The sequence below is a fragment of the Microcoleus sp. N3A4 genome (genome assembly GCF_036701805.1).
Lineage (GTDB): Bacteria > Cyanobacteriota > Cyanobacteriia > Cyanobacteriales > Microcoleaceae > Microcoleus.
This window is the reverse complement of record NZ_JAUBRJ010000133.1, coordinates 1-8,302: the sequence shown is the minus strand read 5'-3', so window position 1 is coordinate 8,302 and position 8,302 is coordinate 1. Positions and strand designations below refer to the sequence as shown.

Below are 8,302 nucleotides of genomic sequence, written 5' to 3'. Positions count from 1 at the left end.
ATTAATTATGAAATGGAACCGAAAGATCAAAAACAAAGGTAACTTAATTAATGCAGTTTAGATGTCGAACAGCTTATTGCCAAGTGCTTCGACCGTATAGACCATAAAGCATTACTCTCCAAAATAAACACATACCCCACCTTGAGACATCAAATCAAAGTTTGGCTCAAAGCAGGGTACTGTGTCCAAGATGAACTATTCCCTACTAATGAGGGTACACCACAGGGCGGAGTCAGTGCGCTGCGAAGCGTACAGTGGTAATGCTCTAGGTGAGCCAAAACAACCACGAGATAATACCTACCTCAAGGTATTAAGGCTGACCCAGCAGGCAGGGGACAATGAGTGAGAACCTGTTTGAAGCCTGGGAAACAAGGAACAAAATGCTGGCACTCTGTTACAGTATGAGGTTTCGAGCCTGAGTCTAGCTATGACTACGAGAGGAATCCTTGTCCGAAGCACCGTCACCTTGGACACGCTGCTAAACAACAGAGATGGCGTGAGACAACAGGTAAATCAGTATTTGATTCTACTGATGAAAAGGTCTGTTTACTCGGACTGAACCGCTCTGGTTATAGAGGTATAAACCATCGGCTGTGGTCGCGGATACGCTTGTCTGTATCCGATTGGTGTAAAGAGGAAGTCTAAGGCTAGACAAACACGTACCACTGTATGAACGTAGGAAGCACGGTAACTGGTCGATGGAGACTGGGTTAGCTGCAACTGAAGTAGTTATCGTGTGGCAGAGCGATCGTAGTAGTCCGAGCCAGAAAATAGTCTGGTACATGGCGAAGGATGGCAGTCATTGTTAGAGATAAGTTAAGGGAACTAGAGAGGACTAAAACGTATGTCCGATATCATCAAAACCCAACATAGTCTCGCCATCAAGGCACAGCATCAATCAGAACATCAGTTCGACGATCTGTATCGACTCATTTGCCGAGAGGATTGGATTAGAACCGCCTTAACCGCCGTACTCTCGAATACGGGAGCTAAAACGGCAGGGATCGACGGCATCACTAAAAAGACGCTGACAACGGAATCAGCCAAAACTGAATTCGTGAATACGTTACGGACGGAATTACAAACCAAACAATTCCGACCGATGCCAGTCCGTCGCGTTTACATCCCGAAATCCAATGGTAAACAACGACCGCTAGGTATTCCCACACTCAAGGACAGAACAGTCCAAATGTTGCTAAAAATGGTATTAGAACCAATCTATGAAAGTGACTTTCTTAACTGCTCTAATGGTTTTCGACCACAGCGCAGAACTCAAGATTGCATCGCCCGATTAGATAGCTACATCAATCGTCGCAACAAATACTATTGGGTAATTGAGGGAGATATCAAAGCGGCGTTTGACAGTATTCATCATCAGATACTGCTCAAACTCATGGCGAAAAGAATCGCCGATAATCGTCTCCTGAAACTGGTAGAAAGTTTTCTCAAAGCGGGAATCATGGAGGGGCATCTGTTCAAACATACCGATATCGGTACACCGCAAGGTGGTATTTGTTCGCCACTTTTGGCGAATATTTACTTGCACCAATTAGATCTCTATTGGTGGCAGAAATATGGCAATCTCGACCGCAAAGAGAAAGAACGTCGCCGCACCAGACATCAAGGAAATTGTGCTTTAATCCGCTATGCCGATGATTGGTTACTATTGACCAACGGCGGCAAAGCAGAAGCGGTGAGACTCAAGGAGGAATTTAGTATCTTCCTCAAAGAAGAACTCCAACTTGAATTGTCACCAGAAAAAACGCACATTACCCATGTTAATGATGGTTTTGACTTCTTAGGTTTTCACATTCAACGCTATGTCAGCGGACACGACCGACCGAAAATGTTGGTCACCCCTGCACCGAAAAACACTAAGAAGTTCAAACAGACCATTAAGGAGATGACCAAGCGGAAATGGTTCCAAGATTCCCCCCTGTTGAAATTCTCTGCCCTTAATGCAGTTTTAAGAGGGTGGATTAACTATTATCGTCACTGCAATGTTAAAGATATAGCCAAAGATTTAGACTTTTGGGTCAATCAACGACTATTTCGCTGGCTTTGTAAACGGCATAAGTTATCCCCCAAATACATCATCTTGATGTATAAACTGCGCGAGGACGGTCGGAGATTTAACTTGGGTATTCGTAACGGAAACAAGATTCTTTATCTTTACCGCCTGAGTGATTTACCATTAACTAAATATCGTTCTCGCTCTCCCGAAAATCCTTATATTCAGGGAGAGTATCGGACAGGGATGCCACTAGCTGACCTACCTTTACCGGATCAGGTGTGGCTGGGCAACGCAGATAACTCTCAATGGCGCGAGCTGAAGGAGACAATTAAAGCTGAAAGAGGAGCTAAGTGTGAAGTGTGTTTAAGCACGATTAACTTAGATCTACACCACGTCAAAGCCCGAAAATCAAAGGGTAAAGATGATGTTGAAAATCTTCAACTTCTTTGTCGTGATTGTCATGTCCAAACGCCTTCGTATGGACGAAGCACGTAACAATGATGGAAAGCCGGATGAGGTGAAAGTCTCACGTCCGGTTTGGGGAGAGGAATGAAGAAACACATAAATCGAGAGATTTAGAGGTGCGCTTTGTTCCTACTCCATTATCTCCTCTTTTGGCGAACATTGCCCTTTACGGTATGGAAGAAAGAGTTAAACAGTACGCGGAAACATTAAAAGGCAAAAAGGATAGTAAGGAGAAAAACCGTAAAGCCCTTAGCCTAATCCGTTATGCCGACGACTTCGTAATTATGCACGAAGATTTGAGCGTAGTTCTGAAGTGTAAAGAGATAATTGCTGAATGGTTAAGTGATATGGGACTAGAGTTAAAACCAAGTAAAACAAAATTAACCCACACCCTCATTGAGATTGATGGTAATGTTGGGTTTGAGTTCTTAGGTTTCCATGTACAACAGCATAAAGTAGGTAACTACAGATGTGCCAAAAATACAGACGGAACACCGCTAAGTTTTAAAACACTAATTACACCCTCGAAAGCCAAAATAAAAACGCATCTATCCAAGATTGCTGAGGTAATAGAAACCCATAAAACCGCCCCACAAGCTGCTTTAATTAGCAAGCTCAATCCAATAATTAGGGGCTGGTCAAACTATTACTCCACAGTCTGTAGTAAGGAAACTTACTCAAAGGTTGACCACCTAATCTACGATAAGTTACGAGCTTGGGGCAAATCGAGGGTAAAGGGGGACGGCAGTTGGTACAACAAATACTGGTTAACAGTAGGTACTAATAAACGTTTCAGAACCAATGAAGGTGACGAATTAACCTCACACTCCGACACGGCAATTGTACGGCACGTAAAAGTGAAAGGCAAGGTTAGTCCTTTCGATGGTAACTGGTCTTATTGGAGCGCACGAAGGGGAGCATACCCAGGTATCCCAACACGGGAAGCCAAATTACTCAAGAAACAAAAGGGTTGTTGTTCTCACTGCGGTCTGTACTTTACAACTACAGACAGTGTAGAAGTTGACCATATAATACCCAAAAGTCTAGGCGGTAAAAATACCTATGACAACTACCAACTTCTGCATAGACATTGCCACGATACAAAGACGGCTGCTGATGGTTCCTTAAACAAGAATTTTGAGGCAACACCGTTCTAACTCGTATCCATAACAAGGATGGAATTATCAAGGAGCGGAATGATGCGAAAGTATCACGTTCCGTTCTGAAGGAGAGGTTGAGGGGGTAACTCCTCAATCGACTCTAACTTCGAGTAAGGGCAGCGGAGTCGAGTCGCGAGTTGCAGTTGTTAAAGTCAAAACAATTCAAAGAAAGCATAGTGCAAGGGCTTGTCTAGTAATAGTAGCTATCGCCACAAACACCTAAAAACTAGGGGTGAAGTGTCAAGGGGCTTAATTTTACCCGATATTCAACTGTCCCCATCAATGCCTCTGATGCGATGTTAGCCCAGTGTTTCAAAAGGCTTGGTTTTACCCGATATCCAACTGTGCCGATTGCTCATACTGTTGTAGCGACTTTTCTGGCAACACTGGCATCAATTACCGCAACTGTCCCCATTGAACTTGGGTAGCATCGTTACGGCCTAAAACTTAGAGGCGCGTGGCGATCGCGCTCTCTCTGAAATCAAGTACAACCGTACCATCGCCCCACAATTGTCACTGCCTTCAAAGTGCCTAGTTTAACAAGTTTCGCCGCTTTTGCTTTGACTACAAATTTCACTGGCTTGCCGAAGTAACGCTATTAGCATTCTGGTAGCCAAAAAATATTGAGGCACTTGGCTTTTTTGTACAAAAGTGCGGTAGCACTGCATTCAATAAAGCCAAACAAACTGAACTGCAATTTAAGAATAGAAAAACGCTACCGCTATTGTTCCGATACATTAATATGTCATAGCTGAATAGCTATCACAAAGCGGCAGTTAAAAAAGCAGCCTTAACAGCTTTCAATTAGTTCTGCTTGCTCAATTGTGAAAGTACAGCTTGCTATAAATGCTACCACTTTTGAGCCTCTGCTACATTTGCCTTAAATTGGAGTGTAGAGCTTGCTGTTAAATTATTAAATTGATATTAAGCGTACCGGGACAGGAAAAAACCTCAAAATTAACTTTTTAAGTCTGACTTTTCATGATTTTTTTTGCATAATTTTGCATAAATTTGAGTTTTTGTGAGTAAAACTATGCAAGCTCAGCTTGAACTATTAGCTGAAGTCGAGGCAGTATTTGCAACTAAAAACTCAAAATAATGCAAATTTATGCAAAATTATGCAAATTTATGCAAGCTGGGAAAGTAAGGAAAAGAACAGGGATGAGCGATAGCAAGCAATGTTTTTGTGATCACAAATTGGCTTTAAAACAGCAAGGCTTGTGCGTTCTGGCGCTCAAACTAATGCAGGCTGCAAAACAACTGCATCAATCGGTACTGACTCCCATGCAATACGATCGCGCTTGTCCTTGTAAGCGGATTAGCATAAACTTCTACAGGCGCACATACGAAAAGCAGGTATGGGCAGTAGCAATAGCAATGTTGGGCGATATATTTATACAGATGCGAGGAAAGTTACAGCCGAGTGAATGAAATGGATGGTGCGATCGCAAATCGCTCTCTCCTACAACCGCTTTCTCAGCACAAGCGATCGCTGTACTCCCGAAATAACTCACGCCCTTCAACGAGCGCCGAACAGTAAATTAAAGTCGCCACATCTCAATTATTCGCTATTCGCGAATGTAGAATAAAAGAAAGAAAGCGATGCCCAAGGCTGGCTGAGCCTACCCATAAAGCTATGCTCAAACCGCAAGATATCCTTGCCATACTCAAAGTCCACAGTTGGGAAAAAACAACCTGGACTTACAGCACCCTAGCTCAAAGCTTAGGCATGAGTGCCTCAGAAGTTCATGGCGCTCTTTCTCGATGTGCAGCAGCAGGTCTCTATGATGGCGAAAATCGCAGGATTTTGACGCAAGCGCTACTAGAGTTCTTAGTTCACGGGCTGCGCTATGTATTCTACGCCCAACCCGGCCCCTTAAGTCGGGGACTGCCAACGGCGCATTCGGCTGAACCGTTAAAAAGCAAGCTGGTGGTCTCACCGTCTGAGGTGTATGTCTGGCCTGACCCTCAAGGAGTCGTCAGAGGGCAGGCGATCGCACCCCTGTACCGTTCAGTCCCCCAAGCTGCTAAAAACGATCCAGAACTCTACGCCTTGCTTAGTCTGATTGACGCGCTGAGAGTAGGTCGAGTGCGGGAACAGCGTTTGGCGGTTAGCGAACTTGAAAACAGGCTCGTTACCCTATGAACCGACAGATATTGATGCTAGAAACAGTTGCCAGGGTATTATCGATGGTTTCGAGCTGAGCTTGAAAGTTTGTGCTCCATCGTCCCTGCTTTCCTCTCGCCCGTTGCTAGAAATTCAGGTCGCGCTAGCTTGCTATTACAAAGTATTGAAGAGCAACTGGAGCGCACAAGCCAACTGAACTACAACTCTTGCTATAAAGCGGCTACCGCCCTTGTTCCGAAGATTGATACGAATAGCTGCATAGCGAATAACTGGGGGGCAATCTTTTAGGCAATCTTAACAGTCTATTCAATTAGTTCGGCTTACTCAAGACAGTCTATTCAATTAGTTCGGCTTGCTCAAAACAACCTATTCAATTAGTTCGGCTCAGCGAGAGATTGAGATTAAATTATCAATCTTGAGCCTGTTTTGAATCAATTGCAATTTCCATTGCTTCAATTCATAATTGCAGAGTTGGCTGTAAAAATCTTAAATAATTCTTAAGCGTACCAGGACGGGAAAAACCCTCAAAATTCACTTTTTTGGAGTGAGTTTTTTTGAGTTTTTCTGCATAAATTTGAGTTTTTTTGAATAAATTTGTGCAAGCTGCAAATTGAAGTGTTCGCTGTTTTTGGCTTAATTAGCAACAAAAAACTCATAAAAACTCAAATTTATGCAAATTTATGCAATTTTATGCAAGGTAGAAAGCTTGCACAAAAAGCAGAGATGGACAGTAGCAAGCAATGTTTTTGTGATCACAAACCTAATTTTTACGTGCAGAAATAAAAATAATCCACCCATAAATACGGCATCCTAACCGCAAGGTCAGGTTTAATACTTTCTTAAGCTTTCATGACAAATGTAACTGTTTGTACTACAAGTTAACTGAATATTGTCTCGACACAATAATGCTCCGTTTTTTGGCATAAAGCGATCGCGTAGTCGGCTCCGACTGCACAAAAATTACCATTCTGACCCCGGCATAGATAATGTATGCTCGCACCATCGGCTCGCGCAACATTGAGCGGTGGGACAGTTGTTGCCATACCCATAGAGCATCTCAACTTGGGACAGTGCGGTGAGTGTACTGACTTCAAAGAGAGCTGCTACGAATCGACTTCCCGCGATCGCAAGAGCCTCGCGCATAGAACCCACCACTACCACCAGCTTTTTGCTCGCTTGTGACTACCATCGCCGGAGTCAGAGGGCACGCGATCGCACCTCAATGAACAATTTATACAATTAAAGAAAATTATCGTAGTCAATCTCTACTTTAATAAACCCTAATAGCCCTCTCCAATTGGGGGGGATAAAATCACCAGAATAGCGGGGTTCAATTACAGTTGTTAACTTGTATATTTACAAACAGTGATTACCGATTAAAAGCTATGAAAAATTTACCGAAAGTCAGACCCAGAGAGCAGCTATCAAGCCATATCCACATTCGCCTAACAGACTCGGATTATAGCCAAATTCAAACATTAGCGAACCAAGTAAATTTGAGTATGAGCGACTTCATGCGTCGTGCAGCTTTGAGGAGAACTATGCCACACCCTCTATCTGTATTGGATTTGAAAGCCTATCAAGTTTTATGCCAAATTAATGCTCAACTTAAAATTGCAGCAAACAACCTCAATCAGATGAAGAAAGCTTGCAATAGTGCTGTGGTATTGGGAGAACCCGTTATTGTCAATAGAGGACTCTTAGAAAGCGTACAGCACCTCATTCAACAAAACCAAACTGCTATTAAAACAATAGTTGCAAACCTTACCAATTCTACAGTCCGCTAATTTTTAACAAGCCTGAGCAATCGATGCAATAAACCTACTGCGAAACGGTTATGATTGGCAAACAAATCAAAGGTACAGGCTTTCGGGGCTGTCTGAACTATGTACTCGGCAAAAAAGGTGCTTACTTAATTGGCGGTACTATGTGCGGACAGACTCCTGAAGAACTGGCTGCTGAATTTGCGATCGCTAGACAACTAAGACCTAACCTGAAAGTAGCAGTATTTCACGCCACTTTATCAGTCGCAAGCACCCAGAAACTAGAAGATTCTGTTGAAAATGAGCACCGCTGGCTAGCAATCGCAGCCGACTACATGAAAGCAATGGAATTTGACAACAACCAGTATGCAGTTGTCAAGCACAGCGATACAGACCATGACCACATTCACATTGTCGCCAGTCGCATTCGCCTAGATGGAAGTATCGTTGACGATAGCTGGGATTACTACAAAAGCCAAGAAGTAATTCGCCAGCTTGAACGAGACTACAATTTAGAAACTATTGCACCCAGTTGGGAAATAGATAAGCGAGCTCCGACTACAGGAGAACACAGGTACTTACAAAGCAAGGGAAATAAGAGTGTCAGAGTGCAATTGCAAGACCTAATTGATGAAGTTACCCAAGACAACAACCCAAGTATGCCAGAATTCGTTGAGCGGTTGCAGCAACAAGCCGTAGAGGTGCAAGTCGGATTGACTCGAACTGGAATCGGCTTCAGTCAAGGCATTTCTTACAATTTAGATGGAGTCGC

Annotated in this window: 8 protein-coding genes; all 8 read left to right on the top strand. The window is 43.3% G+C overall.

All coding sequences use genetic code 11. The features are described from left to right. The first annotated feature begins 844 nt into the window (after positions 1–844). The gene (ltrA, locus tag QUA56_RS35800) at positions 845–2,509 is read left to right on the top strand and encodes a group II intron reverse transcriptase/maturase (RefSeq protein ID WP_333368581.1); all 1,665 of its coding nucleotides are present in this window, start codon (positions 845–847) and stop codon (positions 2,507–2,509) included. Between the two features lie 86 nt (positions 2,510–2,595). Further along, positions 2,596–3,636: a group II intron maturase-specific domain-containing protein gene (locus tag QUA56_RS35795; protein WP_333368578.1), complete on the top strand. Its 1,041-nt coding sequence runs from the start codon at positions 2,596–2,598 to the stop codon at positions 3,634–3,636. Between the two features lie 1,101 nt (positions 3,637–4,737). Continuing rightward, positions 4,738–5,070, top strand: coding sequence for a hypothetical protein (locus QUA56_RS35790; protein WP_333368575.1), 333 nt, complete (start codon positions 4,738–4,740; stop codon positions 5,068–5,070). Continuing rightward, complete coding sequence (locus QUA56_RS35785; RefSeq protein WP_333368572.1) at positions 5,067–5,228, top strand: hypothetical protein; 162 nt, start codon at positions 5,067–5,069, stop codon at positions 5,226–5,228. Before QUA56_RS35790 ends, QUA56_RS35785 begins: the two co-directional genes overlap by 4 nt. Positions 5,229–5,275: 47 nt before the next feature. Continuing rightward, a complete protein-coding gene (locus tag QUA56_RS35780; RefSeq protein WP_333368570.1) occupies positions 5,276–5,785 on the top strand; it encodes a hypothetical protein in 510 nt (169 codons plus the stop codon). Between the two features lie 972 nt (positions 5,786–6,757). Beyond that, positions 6,758–6,949 (top strand): hypothetical protein, encoded by a 192-nt coding sequence (locus QUA56_RS35775; RefSeq protein WP_333368567.1) that lies wholly within the window; start codon positions 6,758–6,760, stop codon positions 6,947–6,949. A gap of 203 nt (positions 6,950–7,152) precedes the next feature. Next, a complete protein-coding gene (locus QUA56_RS35770; RefSeq protein WP_333368564.1) occupies positions 7,153–7,554 on the top strand; it encodes a plasmid mobilization protein in 402 nt (133 codons plus the stop codon). Between the two features lie 50 nt (positions 7,555–7,604). Continuing rightward, on the top strand, positions 7,605–8,302 hold a 698-nt coding region (locus tag QUA56_RS35765), incomplete at its 3' end, for a relaxase/mobilization nuclease domain-containing protein (RefSeq protein ID WP_333368561.1).